This window comes from Kosakonia sp., assembly GCF_032104925.1.
Lineage (GTDB): Bacteria > Pseudomonadota > Gammaproteobacteria > Enterobacterales > Enterobacteriaceae > Kosakonia.
Map to the genome: position 1 here is coordinate 107,631 of NZ_DAMCGF010000004.1, position 21,293 is coordinate 128,923.

The window sequence follows — 21,293 nt, forward strand, 5'->3', positions numbered from 1 at the left end:
TTAACACCGTTAAGTGTATCCGGAAATAGCAAGGGCAACATATTCAAAATCATCAGTTATAGGTGATGGTAACCTCGGCGCGGGATTGCTGCGCATCGAGATAGCGCATCTGGACTTGCGCAACCGGCGAAGAGAGTGATTGCCCGGTTACCTCGTTGACATGGATTTGCCGGGTCTGCATTTGATTGTTTTGCAAACACGAAAGCTGCAGATTTTGGTTCTGAGTGCGAGTTTCGCAGCCGCCTTCAACGATGGCACCACGAAAATGGATCGCCCCTCCTGCCTGCTGGGTTCCGGCATAGGCGGATGACATCATAAAAAAGCAGGCAACAGGGAACACGAACGCTTGAAACAGACGCATAAACACCTCGTAAATCACTCATCCCTGGCGGTTGAGCTTCGGCTATTGGTAAGTTAAATATCGGCACCGTTAGCGCGTTCCTTAATTAAAATTAGCATTCAGATGAGGAATATGTTCGCCGTATCCTGGATTAAGTAAATTATTATTCGGCGGGCCACTGCCGGGAGAGATGGAGCGACTGACCATCAGATACCGTGACGAGAATTTTGACGTTATCGTGCGCGGAAATATTCAAATGAATGCGCGAAATTGCGGTTGTTTGATTCGCCGGGAGAGTCATTGTGTTTCGTTGCCGGCTTTGGCTCACCCCCGCAGCACCTTCGCGCTCGGTAATAATCTGCACCTGGCAAACACAATCCTGCGTAACCTGCACCAGCGGAGTAATGGTGTAATTGTCGCCCTCGCGGGTGGTATTGAACGTGATCTGGCTGGATAACGCCGCCAGCAATAATAAGGTATGCATAGCGCCTCCAAAAAAAACAGGGCCGTAGCCCTGTTTATTCCTGCCCGGGGGATCAGTACTGATTCGCGGTAGCGTGGTTACCGTAACCGGTTTGCTGGACAGTGACACTCGAGCCCGATGCAGTCTGGTTAACCAGCGCGCCGTTACCCACACCATACTGGCTCACAGAAATATCAGAGTTGCGGCCATTCCACTGATCGATAGTGGCATTGTTTTGCGCCCCGTTCTGGACCAGATCGATAGAGCTGGCATCAGAACCCTGGCCCACATCGGCGGCGTTGGCGGAACCATACTGATGGATAGTCAGGTCAGATTCACGTGCATCGCTTTGCAGAGCAAGGGCGGCGTTGGCGCTGCCATATTGATAAATGCTCAGTTCAGAATTTGGACCATTGCTGCCACCGCCATGACCGCCGCCATTGCCATACTGCGGGACACTACCTGCAAATGCACCTGCTGAAACAACGATCGCTGCGAATGCTGCCACTTGGAAAAGTTTCATGGTAAACCCCCGTTGGATTGAGATTAAAGCCGCAAGACTTTCAACGTTGAATAACGCGAATAGCCATTTGCGACTGTCGTTGCACCACTACTGCCGTTTTTTGCGTACCGTACTGCGTGATATTTGCCCGGTTGCCCGAGCCTTTCTGAATAATAACCGCGCTATTACCATAAGCCCCCTGCGTAATACTCGCATCGTTGGCACTCCCGGCCTGATCGATATAAGCAAGGTTATAACTTCCGGACTGGTTAATTTGCGCTGAATTGTTTCCGCCATTTTGCGAAATAACACCTAATAATTTCGAGCCTCGTTGATCAATATGCGCATTATTACTCGCACCATGTTGATCAATATTGGCTGATTGATTATAAGGCGCCTGGCTTAACTCATTAATCGCCAGATTATATTCCGGGTTTGCCAGGTCATATCCGGCTGCTGTTACAAGGCACGGAATTCCCAGCAGGGTTAACATCATAAAGGCTATTTTGTTCTTCATGCTGTCACCGCCAAACTTATTTGTTAATACCTGGTTGCAAAACTGAGTATGCCGTGGATAAAAAGAAAATATCTCACCAGCAAGTTGGATTTTCATTAACCTTGTCATTCTAAAGCATGAAGTATAATTATCCCCCGTTTGCAGCAGAGGCGGCATCAGATGATTTTTCTTAAATAATTACCCCGGCGTTATAAGCGTCAATGCCCAGGATACGTGGCCAGAGCAAAACGTGAAAATAAGGTGAACCTGAAGTCAACAAAAGTCAGGTCATTGTTCTTAATATAAATTCTTGCACAATATTCTTTTGTAACCCGCCCTGCTTTTGCCTTTGCATATCTACTTCCCCGAACATCAAAATAACATTTCAATATTTAATTTTACATTCTGTTACATGATTCACACTTGCTTTAAGGTTTGCAAGCGTTAGATTGAATTCGCAGCACTCATTACTTTGTATTATTTCTCCCTTGCACGGGCTGATCACTTATTCCTGAACACAGCATAGCGCATCCGACAGTACATCTGGTTTCCCCGGTGAATAACCGGGGGGTTGAAGTTGATGAACAAAAAACAAATACGCGGGGTTTCATCATGTTTAGTGAAGTCCATAGTTCAGCTATTTCAGTCTTATTATTAATAACCAAACCTTCATTACAGGCAACGGCGCTTCTCCAGCATTTAAAATTTGCGCTCTCTTTGCCCGGAAAGCTCCATAATATTCAACGGCCTCTCGATGAGATTCCCGCATTGAGCATCGTCTTATTCGACATGATGGATGCGGATAAAAAATTGATTCAGCAATGGCAGAATATCCTGTCACAACGAAATGGTGATATTAAGTTATTGCTGATGAATACCCCTCTTGATTACCCATTCCAGGATGTAGAAAACTGGCCAAATATTACGGGTGTCTTTTACATTTCCGAGGACAGAAGTCAGCTGGTCGATGGCTTACAAGGCGTACAACGTGGTGAGTGCTATTTCTCGCAAAAACTGGCGAGTTATCTCATCACTCATGCCGGGAATTATCGTTACTACAGCACTGAATCTGCATTGCTCACCCACCGGGAAAAAGAGATCCTTAATAAGCTGCGTATCGGCGCATCAAATATTGAAATAGCCCGTTCGCTGTTCATTAGTGAAAATACAGTTAAAACGCATCTTTATAATCTTTTCAGGAAGATAGCTGTAAAAAACCGCACGCAAGCCGTCTCCTGGGCTAACGATAATCTCAGGCGTTAGTGCGATGAAACGCTATGGGTATCGTCTGGCAACTGCCACTTTGCTGATCGCCTGCGTAAACGTATCGGCTGTTGAAGTCGAAGTTCCCGGGCTGTTAGCCGATCACACTGTATCGTCTGTCGGACACGATTTTTATCGTGCATTTAGTGATAAATGGGAAAGTAACTGGAAAGGGAATTTAACTATCAATGAACGACCTAGCGCCCGTTGGGGAAGCTGGATAACGATAATCGTCAATCAGAGTGTCGTATACCAGACGTTTCTTTTCCCGACGCACCGCGACTTTGAGAAAAATGTTGAAATCGCGTTGGCGCAAACCCAGCAAGCGATCGATCACCTGCAAATAAACCAGGCGCTGCTGAGCGTTGGCGATATGGCGAGTGATGAATTCTAAAATACGTTAAATCTCCGGAGGCTATTATGCGAAGCATATATACCCTGCTTGCGCTGTTGCTTGTCGCGCCTGCATGCTGGGCGGGAACCATGACATTCCAGTTTCGTAATCCTAATTTCGGCGGTAATCCTAATAACGGTGCATTTTTATTAAATAGCGCCCAGGCACAAAATTCTTATACCGATCCCAGCTATAAGGATTACGGCGTGGAAACCACTTCCGCGCTGGATAATTTCACCCAGGCAATACAATCACAAATATTGGGCGGATTACTTACCAATATTAATACCGGTAAACCCGGGCGAATGGTGACCAGCGATTTTATCGTGGATATTTCCAACAAAGACGGACAACTGCAATTAAACGTCACCGACAGAAAAACCGGCAAGACATCTACGATTCAGGTGTCGGGATTGCAAAGCGGTTCAACGGACTTTTAAGCCACTGTCTAACAGGACAACAACTATGTCGCGTCTATTTATTTTATTCGCCGTGTGTTTATTAAGCGGTTGCCTCACTGCGCCGCCAAAACAAGCCGCTAAGCCGACGCTGTTGCCGCGGGCGCAAAGTTACCAGGATCTGACGCATCTGCCGATGCCAAGCGGGAAAATTTTCGTCTCGGTGTATAACATCCAGGATGAAACCGGGCAATTTAAACCCTACCCGGCAAGTAACTTTTCTACCGCTGTCCCGCAAAGCGCGACCGCAATGCTGGTGACGGCGCTGAAAGATTCGCGCTGGTTTGTCCCGCTGGAACGCCAGGGTTTGCAGAATCTGCTAAATGAACGAAAAATCATTCGCGCCGCGCAAGAAAACGGGACTGTTGCCATCAACAATCGCGTTCCTCTTCCCTCGCTGACTGCCGCGAATATCATGATTGAAGGATCCATTATTGGCTACGAGAGCAATGTAAAATCCGGCGGCATTGGTGCGCGTTATTTCGGCATCGGCGGAGACACACAATATCAGTTGGATCAAATTGCGGTGAATTTGCGGGTGATTAATGTCACGACCGGGGAAATTCTCTCGTCGGTCAACACCAGCAAAACCATCCTCTCCTATGAAGTACAGGCTGGGGTATTTCGCTTTATCGACTACCAGCGGTTGCTGGAAGGAGAAGTTGGCTATACCGCCAACGAACCGGTCATGCTCTGCCTGATGTCAGCGATTGAAACGGGGGTGATTTTGCTAATCAATGACGGGATTGATCGGGGACTGTGGGATTTGCAACAAGGCGCCGATCGCCATAATCCTGTGCTGGCTAAATACCGTGAAATGGCGGTGCCGCCGGAGTCCTGAAAAATAAATATCCTCCGGCATAGCCGGAGGTTTTTCAGATGCGCCTGTAAGGCTCTGTTACCAGCTGCGCCCTAACAGGCGCATACGATCTGACATTTGCATCAAACTTCGTTACTTACGGCCCGTAAACGGGCTACCCGGATAAGGGATCGATAACTGCTCGCCCATTTTATCCTCTTCAAGCTGATGCTTTATGTATTCCTGGATCTTTGCCGTGTTCTTCCCTACCGTATCTACGTAGTATCCCCGGCACCAGAACTCCCTGTTCCTGTATTTGAATTTCAGATCTCCAAACTGCTCATAAAGCATCAAACTGCTTTTTCCTTTCAGATATCCCATAAAGCCGGATACGCTCATTTTGGGCGGGATTTCCACAAGCATATGGATATGATCTGCACAGCATTCAGCTTCCAGAATCCGTACATTTTTCCACTCACACAGCTTTCTTAAAATGCTGCCTATCGCCAAACGTTTCTCTCCGTAGAACGCCTGCCTTCGGTATTTGGGCGCAAAAACTATGTGATATTTACAGTTCCATCGGGTGTGCGCTAAGCTCTTTTCGTCCCCCATTGGGACCCCCTTTTGATTTCTTGTTGAACTTTTGCAGTTGCCAGACCGCAAGGTGTTTTAACAAATCAAAAGGGGTTTTAATAACTGGCTTAAAGCTGAAAGCTTTCCGGAACCCCCAGCCTAGCTGGGGGTTTTCTATGGACAAGAAAGGCGTGACTTGCGGTCACGCCTTTTCTTGCTCTTTGAGCAGCGGCTGCGCGCGGCGGGAAGCCAGCCACAGCCCGCTGTTTTTCATGGCATAGCCAAACACTAACCCCACCGCCAGCGACGGGATAACCAGCCGCCAGTCGCCCTGCCCGGCAAACGTCGCGCAGGCACCAATGAATGTCCCCGGTACAAAAGAGAGCAGCACGTTCCGGGCCTGCAGACACATCAAAAACGCCACCACACCGGTCATCAGATAGCCAGCGATCTCCAGATGCGGAGCCAGGGCTGCGCCATGAATAATGACCTGCGCCCAGGCCACGCCACTCATCACCGTACAGGCGGAAATAAGCAGCCCTTTCACACCGCCCTGCGGACACGCGAAATAGGCGGTGCAGCCGAGAAAACCGGCCCAGCTTAATAAACCGAAAGCGACAGCCACCCAGCCCCAGATGCCGGAGAGAATGCCTGTCGTAATTGCGATAGAAAGGAGAATGTTCATGGCGCGCATCATAGCAGATGCACGCCCCGGATATGCGACAATACGCACACTATTTGAAAACCAACTATCTCAGTTGCATTTTAATTGTGATTAAAATCACAATTAATCTTCTGACTCTTCCTGCAACTCATCCCACATCGCGGCAATTGCATCGCGTGTCAGTGGCGCCATGGTGCGCCAGAACGGCGTTGTCGCATGGGCTTCAACTTTGCCAAAGAAGGTGCCGCACCAGGGCAGGATATAATCGGCGAATAAGGTCTCCTGCGCTTCGCTTTCGTCTTCTGCGGCCTGATCTTCCAGCCATGATGCCGCAAGCAGCAACGTGCCGATGTGATCGGCTGGCGCATCGGTTAACGGCATGCCGCGGCTGGACAAAAATGAACGCACTTCCGCTTCCGTAGCACCGTCCACCCAGGCACTGCGATAAGGCGAGACGCGGCACTCTTCCCCGACAAACAGCGCGTTGTAATCGGCCGCCAGTGCCTGCGCATCGCAGTTTTTCTGCAACCGTTCAAGCAGCTCATCCTGCTCCAGCGGCCAGCTTTCCGCCAGTTTCCCCTCCCGGATCATGGTATAGAGCGGTACCAGCAGAGGATCTTGCGGCTGGCGGTAAAACAGCGAGCCCAGTACACGGCAGAGAATTGAAAATTCGTTCATTCAGTTGTTCCAGTCAGTATTAAAGTTCTGCAAATTCGGGAATTGGCGCCATGCCGCGGGATTCGAGGAAATCCAGCAGACGACGCGGCGAGACATTCAAAATACGATCTTCCGGGAAACCGACGTCATCCAGCACCTTACGGCACTCACTGAAATCGCCCAGCGTAAACGCGGTGTGAGAATCCGATCCCAGCGCCACCCAGCCGCCGGCATCACGCACGGCGGCAGCCACGGCGCGACAATTCGCCTCGCTGCCTTTGCGCGAATGGACAAACGATGAATTGTTAATTTCAAGCGCAACGCCATATTTCGCGGCGGCAGCGGCAACGGCCGGAATATCAATGTCAAATTTCGGGTTACCGGGATGGCTAATAATATGGACATTGCCGCTGGCGATAGTCGTAATCATGGCCTGAGTATGGGTGGCTTTATCCTGCGGCGGAAACACCGGCTCATGGAAACCTGCAATGATCAGATCCAGCGACGTCAACATCGGTCCGGTACAGTCGATTTCACCCTCGGTGTTTTTAATATTGGCTTCGATACCGCGCAAAATACCCACGCCATCGACCAACCGCGGCCAGATGCGCATATTCACAAAGTGCCAGTAGTGCGGCGCATCCGCCATATCCGGCCCGTGGTCGGTAATGGCAAAGAGCTTAATCCCTTTGCGTTTTGCCTCGGCAATATAATCGTGAAGCGTACTGTAAGCGTGGGTGCTGGCGACGGTATGCATATGCAGGTCAACGGGATACATGACTCACTCCTGTAGTTATTTCTGCAAAGGATAGCAGTTATCGTTCGCGAGTTTAATGACAAAACCCGGCGATGCCGGGCGTCTGTCAATAACCACGCGCTCTGTCTACCCGCCCGCTCACCGCTTCACCCCGCTCAATAGCCTGAATAGCCTGCGCGATAAAAGCCACGGCTTCACTGCGGCGTGTCGTCGCCGCCATATGTGGTGTCATCGCCACACGTGGATGCGCCCACAACGGATTATCAGATGGGAGAGGCTCCTGGCTAAAGACATCAAGCATGGCGCCTTTCAGCTTGCCGCTCTCCAGAGCAGCAAGCAAATCACGCTCGACAACATGCACACCGCGCGCAAGATTGATTACATAGCTGCTGTCAGCCAGCTGATTGAGCAACGCAGTGTTAATAATGCCAGCCGTTTCCGGGGTGTTCGGCAGCAGATTGATCAACACTCGTGTGCCATGAAGAAAGTCGGGCAACTCCTCGCCACCCGCAAAGCTGGTCACGCCGGGCATGTTTTTACGGCTGCGACTCCAGCTACGCAGCGGGAACCCCCACTGGAGCAGACTTTCGGCCACTTTCGTGCCGAGCACACCCGCGCCGAGGATGCCAATGGTGAAGTCTTCACGTTCGTATTCATCGAGCGGTTGCCATTTCGCCTGCAGTTTTAGCGCCTGGTAATCATCAAAGCGCCTGAACCAGTGCAGCACCTGGCTCACGGCATACTCCTGCATTTGCAGCCCCATGCCGGTATCCTCCAGGCGAAACAGCGGAATAGACTCGGGAAGCATCTCAGGATGAGCCTGCAACTGGCTAAGAATCGAGTCAACTCCCGCCCCCAGTGCAAACACGCCTTTTAATTGTCGGCCTTTGAGCATCGCAACCGGTGGATGCCACACCAGCGCATAATCGGCATGGGCATTATCGCCCGGCGTCCACGCACGGATATTTGCCTGCGGCAGCGCCTGCCGCAATGCGCGGATCCAGTCATTGTTATTGAATGAGGGGTGATAAAAGATAATTTCCATATCAACTCCAGAACCTGATGTGATGTATCCGGTTATTTTCCGGAACAATTATGCTTTTTCGCGAAGGCCGCTCAGCATAACAAATTTCTCTCATACCTCGCGGAGAAAGTGCCGTGCCGAGAAAAAAAGCGATTTCAGAACGTTTAAGAAGCAGGTTGTTTGAAGTTTGTCTAAACGCGCTAATTTATTGAAAAAGAGGATTGACGGCGTTCCGGGTTTTCCCTACATTAGCGCCCGTCCCGGTAACACCGGGAAGACAATGTGGTGAGGTGTCCGAGTGGCTGAAGGAGCACGCCTGGAAAGTGTGTATACGGCAACGTATCGGGGGTTCGAATCCCCCCCTCACCGCCATCATTCAAAGAAGAGCTCGCAGGCAAATGCGGGCTTTTTTTTCGCATATCGCACTCCACCAGGGGGGTGAGAAGCCCCGACCGGGGGTCGACAACTGGCGCAGCCAGTTGGACAGACCATGAACGCAGTGAATGGGCTGCCCGCAGGGTGAGCGCAGCGAATCAATCCCCCCTCACCGCCATCATTCAAAGAAGAGCCCGCAGGCAAATGCGGGCTTTTTTTTCGCCTGTCGCACTCCACAAGGGGGGGTGAGAAGCCCCGACCGGGGGTCGACAACTGGCGCAGCCAGCTGGACAGATGACGAGCCTGCGAGAAACCTGCCCGCACAAAAAAACGGCAACGTTTTGGAACAACCGCTCGTCAAATATCCTCGCCCTTACATTGTCATTCCCTATCCAGTAGCCCTCTTTCGTTAAGCGCATCATATTTCAGTATTTCGGCGGTCATTCGTTCCTGCCATCGGGTGATAAATGCCCGGGTGTGGGGAGCGGCCAGATGCGCGGTCAGCGCATCCTGATCTTTCCAGCGTTCCAATATGAGCACGCTTCCTGCAAGATGATCCTCTACGGCCACATCATACGAGAGGTTTCCTGCACGTTTTCGCACGGTTTGAGCAAGCACTTTCATATCGGCCATAAAAAGCGATAAATCAGAGGGGTTGATCTTCACATAGCCACAAATGATGAGCATATCGTCGCCTTTTATCTGCTATTCCCGATCGCCATGGCTGGCCGATCGGGGATCGTGATTATCAAAAGTTTGTCAGCACAATTTTGCCCTGAATCCTTCCCATTGCTGCGCGCTGGTGGGCAGCAGATGCCATTGCGAGCGGATAGGTGCTATCAATCACCACCCGAACCACGCCTTCTTCCAGAAGACGGCCTGCTTGCGCTAATTGCGCACCGCTGGAGCGCACTTGCGTGGATGACACCGTCACCGCTTTTTGCGCGGCCTCATGATGTGCGGAAAAGCCCAAAGGATTAACCAGAAAGAGTGCGCCGCCAGGTCTGATACAGCGCAGAAAGCGCGCCATAGTTGCGCCGCCCACCGCATCAAAAACGAGATCAACATTTTTTACTGCGCTCTCGGCTGCGGTTTTGGTGTAGTCGATAAACTCGTCTGCCCCCAGCTCGCGTAAAAGCGCTTCATTGTGGGAGGAAGCCACGGCGATGACCCGCGCACCTTTCCAGCGGGCAAGCTGAACAGCAAGGTGTCCCACGCCGCCGCCGGCACCATTGACCAACACGGTTCGCCCTTTTAATGGAACGGCTTTATGTGGAAAAGACTGGAAAGGATTCGGCGCGTCATGCCCGGTTTCGATAAGAAACTGCCAGGCCGTGAGCAGTGACATCGGGGCACCGGCAGCCTGAACATGCCCGATTCCCTGCGGTTTCAGCGCCAGTTCCGACGAAGGAACACTGACATATTCTGCGTAAGCGCCACTGCCCTCCATCATCTTTTCAGGAAAACGCACCATCGAATAGACCTCATCCCCGATGCTGAACCCGGTAACATATTTACCGACCGCCGCGACAACACCTGAGATGTCCGTTCCCAAAATAAGCGGAAAAGTGGGCTCGGGCCACCATTCACGCGGAAGTGCCCGATACCCGTCACGCAGATACCAGTCTGGCGGGTTAAGGCTTGCCGCTTGCACATGAACCAGAACCTCGTCGTTTCCCACCCGGGGCCGGGGAACGTCTTCATAAAGCAGGTTATCTGGCCCACCAAACGCATGTAGCTGTACAGCTTTCATCATCTCAGTCATTACCGTCTCGCTCTAAAAACAACTCAGGTAACAGAGCATACGGCTAATATCCAGGATTGATAATGTAGCTGTATTTCGCTTTAATTGTGCCATGAAGGAACAAATCGGTTTTGAAAGACTCACGGGTCTCATCGCATTCGCTCGTGCCGGCGCTCTGGGCAGTTACAGTGCCGCTGCCCGCGCGCTCTCCGTTTCACCTTCCGCCATCAGCAAAAGTATTCAACGGCTGGAGAAGCATCTCGGCGTCACGTTATTCACCCGAACGACACGCTCGCTCGTGTTAACGGCCGAAGGCCGCGAGCTGCATGAACGTGCGCTGCGATTGCTACGGGATGCCGAGGAGATCGAGCAGATAGCAAAACGCGCGCGCGCGGAACCGGCAGGTACATTGCGGATTGCGGCATCGTTACCGGTGGGTATCCACATGATCGCCCCCGTGCTTGCGCAATTTTGCGCGCTTCACCCAAAAGTGACGATTGATTTACGGTTAAGCGACCAGGTGGTAAACATCGTTGATGAGAATATTGATATTGCCATTCGGATTGGCGATCTCGCGGATTCAAACCTGCTGGCGCGTCGCCTCCCGCCGTATCAGATAGGATGCTATGCCTCGTCTGAATATTTAGCCGGTTGCGCTCCACCGCAACATCCTGATGACTTAATCAGCCACCAAACGATTAATCTGCGTTACCAAAATACAGGGCAACTTTTTCGCTGGCCGTTCCGTGTCGGTGAGCGGGAGATTGAAATTGTGCCTTCGTCAACGGTGATTGTTGATGCCAGCGAAGCCGTTATAGCCGCAATGACTGCCGGGGCCGGAATAGGTATGGCGTCGAATTTTATGGTGGCATCCCTGGTCAGGGATAAAAAGTTAGTTCCCGTACTCGCAGATTTTACGGTAGCGCGGCGTAATATTTCGGCTGTCTGGCACGAAAGTCGCCGTTCCAATCCGGCGGTACGTGCGTTTCTGGATCATATGCTTAAACATTTTTAAATTAGCTGCCAGCGGCAATAATCAACGCGACATGGACCGCGCTATCCCACTTTGGTTCGCAGGAAATGCTCAGGATGAAATCCGTGCCAGTCTGGTTTTACGGCCCCAGAGCGCAATAATTCGCAATGAAGAAAATATAGAAAGGATATCGAAAATGAAAGCAGTGGAATTTTTGCTATACACGCTCAAACCCGGCACCGGGAAAGAGTTTCACCGGATCATGACCGAGGAGAGTGCCCCGCTTCATCGTTCAGCAGGTATGGATATCGTTTCTTTCGGTCTTTCAGCCCATGACGATGATGCTTACTATCTAATCAGAGCTTATGACAGCCTCGCCCACCTGGAATCCTCACAGGAATCTTTTTATAACAGTGAAGCGTGGCGGCTTGGCCCCCGGCAGGCGATTATTGACAGAATAAGCGTCAGCGTTAAATCGGTGCTCACGCTCAGCGACAGCGCAATTGAAAATTTACGAGCCAGCTGATTGCGCAACCAGAAATGATTATAACGCCGCGCCAGCGGCATTTTTTCGCCAGTCCTTAACGTCGCGCGTCACCTGCGCGTAACCACCAGTCTCTTCGGCGCCAACTCACTGTCTCAGCGCCTGCAGAATTGTTCAGTGGACGGCATCCCCATTCGTAAGCCATCTGGTCAGCGATCAGATCCATCTGAACGGCAGCAATGCGCGAGGAGCCGACATTCTGCCCTCTGAAAAGGTTCACAGTAATGACATCTCTGACAAATTGAGGTCGCGGGTATTTACATACGATTTCTGCCTACCTGCCCAGATATTCCATCATCTGCTGCCGTAGAGGTGGCCGTCTTCATGTCCCTACGTTGTTGATATAAGCCTGTAAGCCTGCTGCGAGAATATCGAACACCGTTTTACAGGCCTTACTGTGCCGCAAGTCCTCATGCATCACCAGCCAGGTGTCGAGATGAAACGCAAAGAAATCAGGCATCAACCTCTCTAACGGAACAGGGAAACCGGCCAGTTGAACCTGACACATCCCTATGCCCGCGCCTGCGCGGATAAGGTGCAGTTGCGCGACATCACTGTCAGTGCGCACGGTAAAGCGTTCACGATTTAACTGAGGAAAGTGTTTCAGTGCCTGTAAAATAAAGGGCGTCGTTTTATCAAAGCCCACAAGCGTATGGGTGAACAACTCGTCAATACTTTCCGGTGCGGCGTGGCGTGCCAGATAGGACGGCGAAGCATGCAGACCAATTTCAATACAGCCCAACCGACGCGCAATCAGTTGTTCCTGCACCGGTGTGCTCATGCGTACCGCAATATCCGCTTCCCGATTCAATAAATCCTGTATTCGGTTAGACAACACCAGTTCAATGGTAAGTTGAGGATAATCTTCTTTAATTTGTGCAATCAGGGGGGGCAGCACTTCGGTGCCGATAATTTCGCTCGCAGATACGCGAACCACGCCATGTAACCCGGCGGAGTGGGCACTGAAGCTGGCAGCCGAACGCTCAATCATACTGGCTGTATTTTCCATCGCTTGCGCATGTCCCTGAATCGCTACCGCCGCATCCGTGGCCTGCAGGCCAGTCTGAGAACGTGTAAACAAAACCAGACCAAGGGCGGATTCCAGTGCCGCTACGTGACGCCCCGCTGTGGGCTGGGTGATGGAAAGCATGCGTGCCGCTCCCGACAGGGAACCTTCTTTCATCACTGCCAGGAAGGTTCGATACCATTCCCATGGAATATTTATGTTCATACAAAAATGCATACCTGCTATCTGATGCCATGCAATTACATTTAGCTTGCACAGGCACTACGATGTCAACAGACATCCGGAAGAGGTAAAACAATGAACAGCAATAACAAGGTACTCATACTGGGCGCAACAGGCGGAATCGGTGGTGAAATCGCCCGTAAACTCATCCGCGAAAAATGGGACGTTCATGCGTTGCGCCGCACTGCCCCGCAGAATGAAGATCACGAGGGTATGACGTGGATAAAGGGTGATGCGCTGAATGCTGAGCAGGTTGCGACTGCCGCGTCAGAGTGTGATGTGATTGTTCATGCTGTTAATCCGCCAGGTTATCGAAACTGGGAACAACTGGTTTTGCCCATGCTACAGAACACAATCAATGCCGCAGAGCGAAATGGTGCATTAATCGTTCTCCCGGGCACCGTTTATAACTACGGCCCGGACGCCTTTCCACTCCTGCGCGAAGACTCTCCCCAAAATCCTGCCACCAGAAAAGGGGCGATACGGGTGCAAATGGAGAAGGCTTTGTTCGCTTACGCGCAGCGTGGCGGAAAGGTGCTGATTCTGCGGGCCGGTGACTTCTTTGGCCCTGACGCAGGCAACAACTGGTTTTCGCAGGGATTGATCAAACCGGGGCACCTCCCGCGGATAATTAAAAACCCAGGCAAAGCCGGGACAGGCCATCAGTGGGCCTACTTGCCGGATGTCGCCGACACTCTGGCTGCGCTGTTGGCACGTCGGGATCAACTCGACCCTTTTGCCTGCTTTCATATGCGGGGACACTGGGACGCCGATGGTACGGCGATGACCGGAGCCATACAGCGTGTCGCGCAGCTTGCGGGGGTTAACGCGAAGGAAAAATCATTTCCCTGGTGGCTCATCACGGCGATGGCACCTTTCAACACCACACTGTATGAAATGCTGGAGATGCGCTATTTATGGGAACAGGCAATACAGATGGACAATGCAAAACTGACCGCTTTCTTAGGCCACGAACCTCATACCCCGCTTATTGAGGCTGTGCGTACCACTTTAATCGGCCAGGGCTGCGTTAATCACACATTGTTCACGCATTCGTGAGCGGATCTAAGTATCGTTTCTGGCACGAAGCGGCAAACCAAGGCATAGCCATGTCTGCGACGAGCGAGGAGTGGTCCTTTAAGCCATTGTGTATCAGATGCAGGACTAACACTGGCAGGTGATAATCAACCGGGGGCAAGTCAAATGAAGTGGCAGTGATCGGCGGGAAGCCCACAGCTATTGAAGCCAAATTTGTCGATGACGGGGCTAGTTCTATTCGGAACCAAGAAAGCCCGGCTGGCTCAAAACCATGGTCAGTAACTGAATAGACAAAATGGTAGTTCAGGCGAAAAAATACTCCACTGGTTTCGATGGCGGTGCTATCTATCATACAAACAGCCCAGTATTAGCTAGTTACTATTCGAAGGTGTTTACCGATGCGGGCGTCACAAACTTTAAGTTTGTACTTACCCCGGTCACAAAGTGAGGTGTGAAATGAGTAATGATCGAGAAATGTTAGAAAAAATTCTGGGTGGAAAAATCGAGCAGTCGAACGCCAGAAATATACCTGGTGTTACGATTGTGGATGGGCAGCAAGTTGTTTATTTTTCGGACGATGGGAAAAACAACCCCCGAAAACAATTTAATAATATTACGTGCTTTTCTGAGCCTCCGAATGCTGTTCGTGGAGGGGTAAATGATCGCGGGTGCAAAGTCACCCCGCCCTCGGGGCCTATTTTTCACGCGATTTCCTATCATGGTGATCTTGACGGTTGGAGAAAAGATATTGAGGCAGGGGCCATTGGCCTTGGTCTATTACTCGCCCAAATCAAAGGTGATCAATTGGTTATTTCCGATGGCCGCTCAATCCCGCTATCAGATTGCAAAATAGAGTTTTCTTAATCATCACTTATTCTCAACGCCGGTCTCGTGCTGGTTTTTTGCAACCTATTTGCTCCGAGGTTGCATCTGACCCTGACCGGAAATCCTGTGACCTGCTCCCCATCAGCTAACATAACTCAATGTTATCAATGTCCGCTCCTGGCACGAAAGAGTCGATCAGGGGGCAGACATGTCTGCTCAGAGCGAGGAACGGACATTGCTAACAGCATTCTGTGCGAATCAACAGGGAGCGGGTCAGCATTTCCAGAGTTTACCTCTGTGGAAGGCAAAAAAATGGAGTATGCCTATCCAGAACTGGCTGCTGGAAATGCGTCGTTTCATTATCGAGTTCGGTGACCGCCTGAGCGCTCACCTTTAACGAGTGGGCAGTTACACTGAATTACTGACACACTCCTGCCAAAATGTCAGACAAACCCCATATTCATCCAGAAGGTCGTCAGCAATTTCAAACTGAAACACCTTATCCGGGAAAGCCTCCGCTAACGCGCGCTTCCAATATCTAGTTATCTGCTCGGCAAATAAATGGCAAAGACGATAATCCTCTTTTGACAGACCTACTTTAAATACGGGCCGATCCGGTGCATCTTCCCACTTTGAAAAAAACTGATTTATTGAAAAAATATTTCTGTATCGTTCAACGTCTCTGCGCGATGTACTTTGTACTAATACACTAGATTTACTCTCTACTAGCCCAAGCAAATGAAACCTTTTCGGGTCGTATTGCTGAGCGTTAGGTAGCCAGAAAATATGCCCCTGGATCTCAATAAAATCAGGAGAGAGCAAACCCAGCACAGAAATTGCTTGCTCTAGTGAAACCAAGTGCCCTACATATGAAAAAAATTCTCCGGAGCCAATATCTGAAACAAACAGGCTTAATGACTCTTTAGAAATATTACCCTGATAAACTTTCATCATTTCAATCCTAAACTATCAAGAACCGACTGAGGAACATTTCCCTCAAAAGCTTTTGTATCACTTCCCTTCTTGGGAAAATATGTTCCATTCGAAGCCTGGTTCCACTCGACCACCTTAATCCGAGAGAAAGACACATCATATAGTGCGCGCCCCTCAGGTGACCTGCTCCCCATAAATTAACATATCTCAACGTTATCAACGTCTGCTTCTGGCACAGCGCTGCCGTTGGTCATTACCTGCATAACTGAAATATGGCTACTGAATCTGTGGCGATTAACTGTTGAGTAAAAATAGAGTAGCGCTAAGGGATTTTACAACAAAGGAAATGCGAAGCGGACCCTGGCGGAAAGGCTAAGTGACAGGCACAAAAGATAAGAAAGCCGACTCTGCCGAGTCGGCTATTTTGGATGTCAGAGCTTGAAGCTGCCAACCACGTTTTCGAGTTGGACGGTTTGTTCTTCCATGGACTGCGCGGCCGCCGCCACCTCTTCCACCAGCGCCGCATTCTGCTGCGTTGCGCTATCGAGCTGGTTGATGGCGATGTTTATCTGGGCAATTCCGCGACTTTGTTCATCGCTGGAAGAGCTGATTTCTGAGATCAGCACGCCCACGCTTTCGACTTTCTCCATCAGGCCGTCCATCGTGGTACCCGCCTGACGAACCAGTCCGCTGCCCTGCTCAATGCTGCTCACCGACTCTTCAATCAGTTTTTTGATCTCCTGAGCTGAGCGGGCGCTGCGCTGCGCCAGCGAACGAACTTCACCGGCCACCACAGCGAACCCGCGTCCGTGCTCGCCCGCCCTTGCCGCCTCCACTGCTGCGTTAAGCGCGAGGATATTGGTCTGGAAGGCGATGCCGTCAATCACACTGATGATTTCCACCACTTTAGAGGAGGACTCATTGATGCTATTCATCGTGGAGACAACGTTGTTAACCACACTGGCCCCTTGTTTCGCCACCACCGAAGCCTCTTCCGCCAGCTTGTTCGCCTGCAACGCGTTCTCTGCGTTAAGGCGCACGGTGCTGGTCAGTTCTTCCATGGACGCTGCCGTTTCCACGATCGAGGCCGATTGATCTTCGGTGCGCGAAGAGAGGTTCAGGTTACCGCTGGCAATCTGGCGCGAAGCCGATGAGATCGCCATCGAGCTATTCCCTACCTGCTGCATCAGCTCATTAAGGAACGAAATAAACTTATTGAAGTTGTTGATAATGGCGTTGAATTCCGGGCTCTTACTTTGCGCAAGACGCTGCGTTAAATCCGCGCCGCCGCTGGATAACGCTTCAATATTACGATTGAGCAACGTCACATTATGGAAAATATTGCGCACAATAATCATCATGATAAAGACGATAAGGATGCCGATAATCGCCTGTACGATGGTGAGCTTGGTCATAATAGCGTCAGACATACTCACCAGGTGGCTGCTCGGAATATCAACCGCCATGAACCATGGGCTACCGCTGATGGGCAGAACGAACAGGGAATGCGCGCCATCTTCACCGTCATAGCTCCCGCGCACTTCCGTTGTTTTACCCTGGCCTAACAGGCCAACTAACGGTGCCGCCGCCGGAATACCGAGATCGCGAACGTTTGACAGCGCGGGTTTATCCTGTACGGAAGAGCCGTTACCGACGATTTTGCCGTCCGCTTCAACAATCAGTACGCTGCCGTTTACCGCTTTACCCATCTCAACAGCCAGCTGGTTAAAGAAGCCCAGCGTCACGTCGATGGTCGCCACGCCCCAGGCTTTACCGTCTTTCCAGATCGCCATAGCACAGTTCGTTCGGGGCTGCGGGCTGGCCGCATCCTGATAAGCTTTCGCCCACGCACACTCGCCTTTCGGCGCATTCATGCCGTCTTTATACCAGGGTTGTTCCCAGTATTTTGCCGACTCCGGCTGGTTCCATACGGTGTTGACCTGCAGGTTGCCGCTTGCGTCGCGGGCATAGAAGGTACTGAATTTGTCCCGGGCCGGATCTCGCTGGCCGGGAAGAGGCCAAATCCCACCGCCGAATACGTTTAAATCGCCATATTGGTTAACCAGTCGCGGTAATAATGCGTCGATTTGCTCACTTTGCAGACCGACAACCAGTTCAGTGATGGAGCGTTGCTGAGCCTTAACACGGTTCATCTGCTCTTTAATCGCGTTACTTTGTAATTCAACCGTCGCCTGAATATTTTTGGTCTCGGTTTCAATAATCTGCGGGGAAACGAATTGTTTGATAACAATATAGGTAACTATCAATAAGATAACGAAAAAGCTTATAAGTAACAGGCCTATTCGGCCCTGAGTATTTTTCCATGTCATAATAGCAGCACCCGTTCTGGTTGAATTAGGTGTAATAACGACATTTATTTGAAATTCTTTAATTTAAATCGTGCCATGGTTTCATATAAACGCGCATTTCATTGGTCAAAATGAGGTTTTAGAAAAAAACGTTCTGTCGTTCACATTTTTTAATGTTCCCCACTTGTTTCTATAAAAGGTAATATCAACGTCATGCGTTATTTCCCGTAGAGGGATTTATTTTGATGATATCTATATTATTTTCATCAAGATGCGTACTTTCTGATGAAACTGAACGGTACGGACAGCAACATGTTCATTCGTACTTTTTTATCAGGCACGGTGGCAAGATACATAAGGCATGAAACTGAAGGACAGACATGACGGCATATTCAAACTCTGATGCGGCAAAGGACTTACGCCCGGCCTTAGACAAGGCACCTGCTGGCGCTGTTAACGGTGAATGGGTCTTTATCACGGAGCAGGCTGGAGTCGCCTCGCAAACCGGAGGCTACAGGTATGCCGACGGAAGTCACATTACTGCTGGTGACCACGCCTTTCAGAGGGTCCGCAACGTTCGGCTGAGTAACTGCCTGTTATTCATGTTTTTCTTCAAGAGATTCAGCAGCGTAAAAGAAATTGAAAAGCGGATGTGAAACACCGGTGGTCTTTTTATCAGCCTCATCCGCTTTCAAAAAATATTCCAGTAAGGTTTTTGGCGTTTTTGCCAGGTTCTCGAACAAATTTACGGGATGCTGCACCACTTTCCCGCCTTCCAGACGAAAGCCATGTTTCAGTCCGGTTGCGGTTACAAAGAACTTACCATTTATACTGCCAAAATCAGGCTCCGGCGTTTTCAACGTCACTTCACTGGCCGCCTCAACAATAAAGTTTTGATTCCCTTTTTGCTGATAAACCGAAAACTGCGCGTCGGAAACCTGCTCCATGCCAGCGGCATTTTTGCCGGACTGATTGACGATGCTTTCAATAAAGTTAAAGTTTGCCAAATGCGTCGGAGAGTATCCCGGGTCCAGTTCATAGCGTAAAAAACCTTCATCCAGCGCGGAGCCAGATAGTTTCCCCCCGTTGAGGATACGTGAGGCTGTTGCCTCATCTTCTGCAATAAATTTGTAAGTCAGTACGTGCCCGCCGGTGTCATACATATTCCCGTCATTAAGGTTTGCCATCACGCCATTAAACATACGGTAATCCCCTAAATCGCGGGCGAGATCGTCCACATAGCGCAGATCCGTTCCCTGTTGCTTTGCCTGCGCATACAACCCGGCCAGCGTATTGCGGTCATTATTTGTCAGAAAATTAACCGAAGACATGCCCATCGTGTCTTTCGTCAGTTGAGTTTGTACAGGCGGGTTGCTGTCCGTATCGCCGAACAGACGGGACATCAGCAGCCCCATACCGCTGAGAGTCGTTTGCCCTGATGCCGCCGGCGTCTTCGCTGACGTCTGTACAGGCTGAGAGAGAGTGGTTTTTGAAATATCCTCAGAGGTGCTTTGCGTCTGTGTGTATTTCGCTGTGGATGTCGTGATAATCATAAAATCCATTTCCCCAAGACCTGAGATGTAAAGTGGATCCCCGGTGAGTCCATACCGCTTTTTTCCGTAGTACCCCACAATCCGGAACACGGCGGAATAGATACGCTGCGCTTATTGATGTGAAATCGTACATCGATATAACTAACGGCATAAGACCGGATAACTTGAGCGTTTTTCCCGCCAGGAACGATGCACCAGGTTGACGCCTGACCGCCATTAACATCCCCATCATCACCAGCCCGGCACCCGCTGAAGAGATCAGCGCCCAGCTATGCGTGATCTCCCAAACCCAGGCGGCAGCCAGTGAACCGCCTGCTCCGCCCAGAAACATGATGCTCATAAAGAGTGTATTAAGACGGTTTCTGGCATCCGGGCGCAAAGCATAAATTGTGTGCTGGTTCGCTATCAGTACACATTGCTCACCCGCATCCAGTAGTAAAATGCCCACCACCAAACCCGCCATGCTGTTCCGGGCCCAGAGAACACCCCAGGCAAACAGCATGAGTAACACACCTCAAACCACCATCCGGAATGGTCCCTGGCGATCGCTGAAACTGCCTGCCAGAGGCGCACACAAAATACCGATTAATCCCAGAGCGGCCAGGGTCCCGGTTACCCCTGCCCCATAACCGTAGCGATGCGCTAACCAGAAAGGGAGCACGGTCCACAGCATGCTGAAAGAGGCAAACAGCATGGCCTGTGTCAGTGTTGCATCTCGCACTGGCGGCTCGCTTTTCCACAGTTCACCTAATGAACGTAACACCGCCGGATAGTGAAACGTGGGTGTCGGCAATGACTGAGAAGGCAAAACGCGCGCGATGAAAAATAGCACCAGCAATGTCATGACCGCGCCGGAAAAAAAGACGCCACGCCAGTCGAAATACTGACTGATAAGGCCTCCGATAGCCCGGCCAGCAAGAACACCGCTCGTCAAGGTGCCTACAGTTTTTCCCCGTGAAGACACTTTCGACAGAGAGGCAGCAAGCGGCACGATTTGTTGGGCAACGGTTGCCGCCATCCCCGTCAGGAAAGAGAAGCACACCAGCACAGTCGCCGTTGGGGCTAACATCATGCCGATCAGCGCGAGGAAGAGCACCTGCGCCTGACGCAGGATAAGCCGCTGGCGCTCAATATAATCACCCAATGGGATCAGCAGGAATAAACCCGCCGCATAACCTAACTGGGTGGACATGGGGATCAACGAAACAGCAGCCCATTCATGAGGAAAGGTCGCCGCAATGAGGTTCAGGACAGATTGATTAAAATAAATATTCGCGACCACCATGCAGCAAATAATCGCCAGCATCAGAATTCTGGCTGATGAAAGCGCCTGGTTCTCCGTACGCATTGACTACACCTC

Annotated in this window: 25 protein-coding genes and 1 tRNA gene; 10 read left to right on the forward strand and 16 right to left on the reverse strand. The window is 50.8% G+C overall.

What is annotated here, in order from left to right; translation table 11 throughout:
- Nucleotides 1-52: 52 nt before the first annotated feature.
- From RT644_RS09770 to csgB, 4 genes are all read right to left on the reverse strand, one after another.
- Entirely contained in the window at nucleotides 53-379 is a 327-nt protein-coding gene (locus RT644_RS09770) for a hypothetical protein (RefSeq protein ID WP_313626473.1), read from the reverse strand.
- Nucleotides 380-503: 124 nt separating this feature from the next.
- Entirely contained in the window at nucleotides 504-824 is a 321-nt protein-coding gene (gene csgC / locus RT644_RS09775; RefSeq protein ID WP_020457407.1) for a curli assembly chaperone CsgC, read from the reverse strand.
- A 52-nt stretch (nucleotides 825-876) separates the two neighbouring features.
- Nucleotides 877-1,326: a curli major subunit CsgA gene (csgA, locus tag RT644_RS09780; protein WP_017456373.1), complete on the reverse strand. Its 450-nt coding sequence runs from the start codon at nucleotides 1,324-1,326 to the stop codon at nucleotides 877-879.
- 40 nt (nucleotides 1,327-1,366) lie between these two features.
- On the reverse strand, nucleotides 1,367-1,822 hold the full coding sequence (csgB, locus tag RT644_RS09785; RefSeq protein WP_174240605.1) for a curli minor subunit CsgB: 456 nt from the start codon (nucleotides 1,820-1,822) through the stop codon (nucleotides 1,367-1,369).
- A gap of 591 nt (nucleotides 1,823-2,413) precedes the next feature.
- Here csgB and csgD point away from each other — a divergent pair.
- Genes csgD through csgG form a run of 4 tightly spaced genes read left to right on the forward strand, consistent with a single transcriptional unit; the run spans nucleotide 2,414 to nucleotide 4,757 of the window.
- On the forward strand, nucleotides 2,414-3,064 hold the full coding sequence (csgD, locus tag RT644_RS09790; protein ID WP_313626475.1) for a biofilm master transcriptional regulator CsgD: 651 nt from the start codon (nucleotides 2,414-2,416) through the stop codon (nucleotides 3,062-3,064).
- Between the two features lie 4 nt (nucleotides 3,065-3,068).
- A complete protein-coding gene (gene csgE, locus RT644_RS09795; protein ID WP_020457404.1) occupies nucleotides 3,069-3,458 on the forward strand; it encodes a curli production assembly/transport protein CsgE in 390 nt (129 codons plus the stop codon).
- A gap of 26 nt (nucleotides 3,459-3,484) precedes the next feature.
- Entirely contained in the window at nucleotides 3,485-3,898 is a 414-nt protein-coding gene (csgF, locus tag RT644_RS09800; protein ID WP_017456369.1) for a curli production assembly/transport protein CsgF, read from the forward strand.
- A gap of 25 nt (nucleotides 3,899-3,923) precedes the next feature.
- On the forward strand, nucleotides 3,924-4,757 hold the full coding sequence (csgG, locus tag RT644_RS09805; RefSeq protein WP_020457402.1) for a curli production assembly/transport protein CsgG: 834 nt from the start codon (nucleotides 3,924-3,926) through the stop codon (nucleotides 4,755-4,757).
- Nucleotides 4,758-4,868: 111 nt separating this feature from the next.
- Here the strand turns inward: csgG and tnpA are convergent, their stop codons facing one another.
- The 5 genes from tnpA to ghrA form a co-directional block, all read right to left on the reverse strand.
- The gene (gene tnpA, locus RT644_RS09810) at nucleotides 4,869-5,327 is read right to left on the reverse strand and encodes an IS200/IS605 family transposase (RefSeq protein ID WP_038918153.1); all 459 of its coding nucleotides are present in this window, start codon (nucleotides 5,325-5,327) and stop codon (nucleotides 4,869-4,871) included.
- A 163-nt stretch (nucleotides 5,328-5,490) separates the two neighbouring features.
- Nucleotides 5,491-5,973, reverse strand: coding sequence for a DUF1097 domain-containing protein (locus tag RT644_RS09815; RefSeq protein WP_313626477.1), 483 nt, complete (start codon nucleotides 5,971-5,973; stop codon nucleotides 5,491-5,493).
- 102 nt (nucleotides 5,974-6,075) lie between these two features.
- Nucleotides 6,076-6,630 carry a molecular chaperone gene (locus RT644_RS09820; protein ID WP_313626478.1) on the reverse strand — a complete coding sequence of 185 codons (555 nt, stop codon included), beginning with the start codon at nucleotides 6,628-6,630 and terminating at the stop codon, nucleotides 6,076-6,078.
- A gap of 19 nt (nucleotides 6,631-6,649) precedes the next feature.
- Nucleotides 6,650-7,387 carry a phosphatase gene (locus RT644_RS09825; protein WP_313626479.1) on the reverse strand — a complete coding sequence of 246 codons (738 nt, stop codon included), beginning with the start codon at nucleotides 7,385-7,387 and terminating at the stop codon, nucleotides 6,650-6,652.
- Between the two features lie 85 nt (nucleotides 7,388-7,472).
- Complete coding sequence (gene ghrA, locus RT644_RS09830; RefSeq protein WP_313626480.1) at nucleotides 7,473-8,411, reverse strand: glyoxylate/hydroxypyruvate reductase GhrA; 939 nt, start codon at nucleotides 8,409-8,411, stop codon at nucleotides 7,473-7,475.
- A gap of 263 nt (nucleotides 8,412-8,674) precedes the next feature.
- Between ghrA and RT644_RS09835 the strand changes: the two genes are divergently transcribed.
- Nucleotides 8,675-8,762 (forward strand) — tRNA-Ser (locus RT644_RS09835).
- 384 nt (nucleotides 8,763-9,146) lie between these two features.
- Here the strand turns inward: RT644_RS09835 and RT644_RS09840 are convergent.
- Together RT644_RS09840 and RT644_RS09845 are read right to left on the reverse strand one after the other, a co-directional pair.
- The gene (locus RT644_RS09840) at nucleotides 9,147-9,452 is read right to left on the reverse strand and encodes a putative quinol monooxygenase (RefSeq protein ID WP_313626482.1); all 306 of its coding nucleotides are present in this window, start codon (nucleotides 9,450-9,452) and stop codon (nucleotides 9,147-9,149) included.
- A 61-nt stretch (nucleotides 9,453-9,513) separates the two neighbouring features.
- On the reverse strand, nucleotides 9,514-10,530 hold the full coding sequence (locus tag RT644_RS09845; RefSeq protein WP_313626484.1) for an NADP-dependent oxidoreductase: 1,017 nt from the start codon (nucleotides 10,528-10,530) through the stop codon (nucleotides 9,514-9,516).
- 91 nt (nucleotides 10,531-10,621) lie between these two features.
- Between RT644_RS09845 and RT644_RS09850 the strand changes: the two genes are divergently transcribed.
- On the forward strand, nucleotides 10,622-11,524 hold the full coding sequence (locus RT644_RS09850) for a LysR family transcriptional regulator (RefSeq protein WP_313626485.1): 903 nt from the start codon (nucleotides 10,622-10,624) through the stop codon (nucleotides 11,522-11,524).
- Nucleotides 11,525-11,678: 154 nt separating this feature from the next.
- Entirely contained in the window at nucleotides 11,679-12,008 is a 330-nt protein-coding gene (locus tag RT644_RS09855) for an NIPSNAP family protein (RefSeq protein WP_313626747.1), read from the forward strand.
- Nucleotides 12,009-12,348: 340 nt separating this feature from the next.
- Here RT644_RS09855 and RT644_RS09860 read toward each other — a convergent pair whose 3' ends face one another.
- A complete protein-coding gene (locus RT644_RS09860; RefSeq protein WP_097407525.1) occupies nucleotides 12,349-13,257 on the reverse strand; it encodes a LysR family transcriptional regulator in 909 nt (302 codons plus the stop codon).
- 93 nt (nucleotides 13,258-13,350) lie between these two features.
- Between RT644_RS09860 and RT644_RS09865 the strand changes: the two genes are divergently transcribed.
- From RT644_RS09865 to RT644_RS09875, 3 genes are all read left to right on the forward strand, one after another.
- Entirely contained in the window at nucleotides 13,351-14,334 is a 984-nt protein-coding gene (locus RT644_RS09865) for an NAD-dependent epimerase/dehydratase family protein (protein WP_313626486.1), read from the forward strand.
- 435 nt (nucleotides 14,335-14,769) lie between these two features.
- On the forward strand, nucleotides 14,770-15,177 hold the full coding sequence (locus RT644_RS09870) for a hypothetical protein (protein WP_269231253.1): 408 nt from the start codon (nucleotides 14,770-14,772) through the stop codon (nucleotides 15,175-15,177).
- 169 nt (nucleotides 15,178-15,346) lie between these two features.
- Nucleotides 15,347-15,535 (forward strand): hypothetical protein, encoded by a 189-nt coding sequence (locus RT644_RS09875; protein WP_313626757.1) that lies wholly within the window; start codon nucleotides 15,347-15,349, stop codon nucleotides 15,533-15,535.
- A gap of 11 nt (nucleotides 15,536-15,546) precedes the next feature.
- On the opposite strand, the gene RT644_RS09880 is transcribed toward RT644_RS09875, so the two are convergent.
- The 4 genes from RT644_RS09880 to RT644_RS09895 all read right to left on the reverse strand — a co-directional run bounded on the left by RT644_RS09880 (nucleotide 15,547) and on the right by RT644_RS09895 (nucleotide 21,239).
- Nucleotides 15,547-16,092, reverse strand: a complete 546-nt coding sequence (locus RT644_RS09880; RefSeq protein WP_313626488.1) for a hypothetical protein — start codon at nucleotides 16,090-16,092, stop codon at nucleotides 15,547-15,549.
- 410 nt (nucleotides 16,093-16,502) lie between these two features.
- Nucleotides 16,503-18,401 (reverse strand): methyl-accepting chemotaxis protein, encoded by a 1,899-nt coding sequence (locus tag RT644_RS09885; RefSeq protein WP_313626490.1) that lies wholly within the window; start codon nucleotides 18,399-18,401, stop codon nucleotides 16,503-16,505.
- 575 nt (nucleotides 18,402-18,976) lie between these two features.
- Nucleotides 18,977-20,023, reverse strand: coding sequence for a hypothetical protein (locus tag RT644_RS09890; RefSeq protein ID WP_313626491.1), 1,047 nt, complete (start codon nucleotides 20,021-20,023; stop codon nucleotides 18,977-18,979).
- A gap of 424 nt (nucleotides 20,024-20,447) precedes the next feature.
- On the reverse strand, nucleotides 20,448-21,239 hold the full coding sequence (locus tag RT644_RS09895; protein ID WP_313626492.1) for an MFS transporter: 792 nt from the start codon (nucleotides 21,237-21,239) through the stop codon (nucleotides 20,448-20,450).
- Between the last annotated feature and the right edge of the window lie 54 nt (nucleotides 21,240-21,293).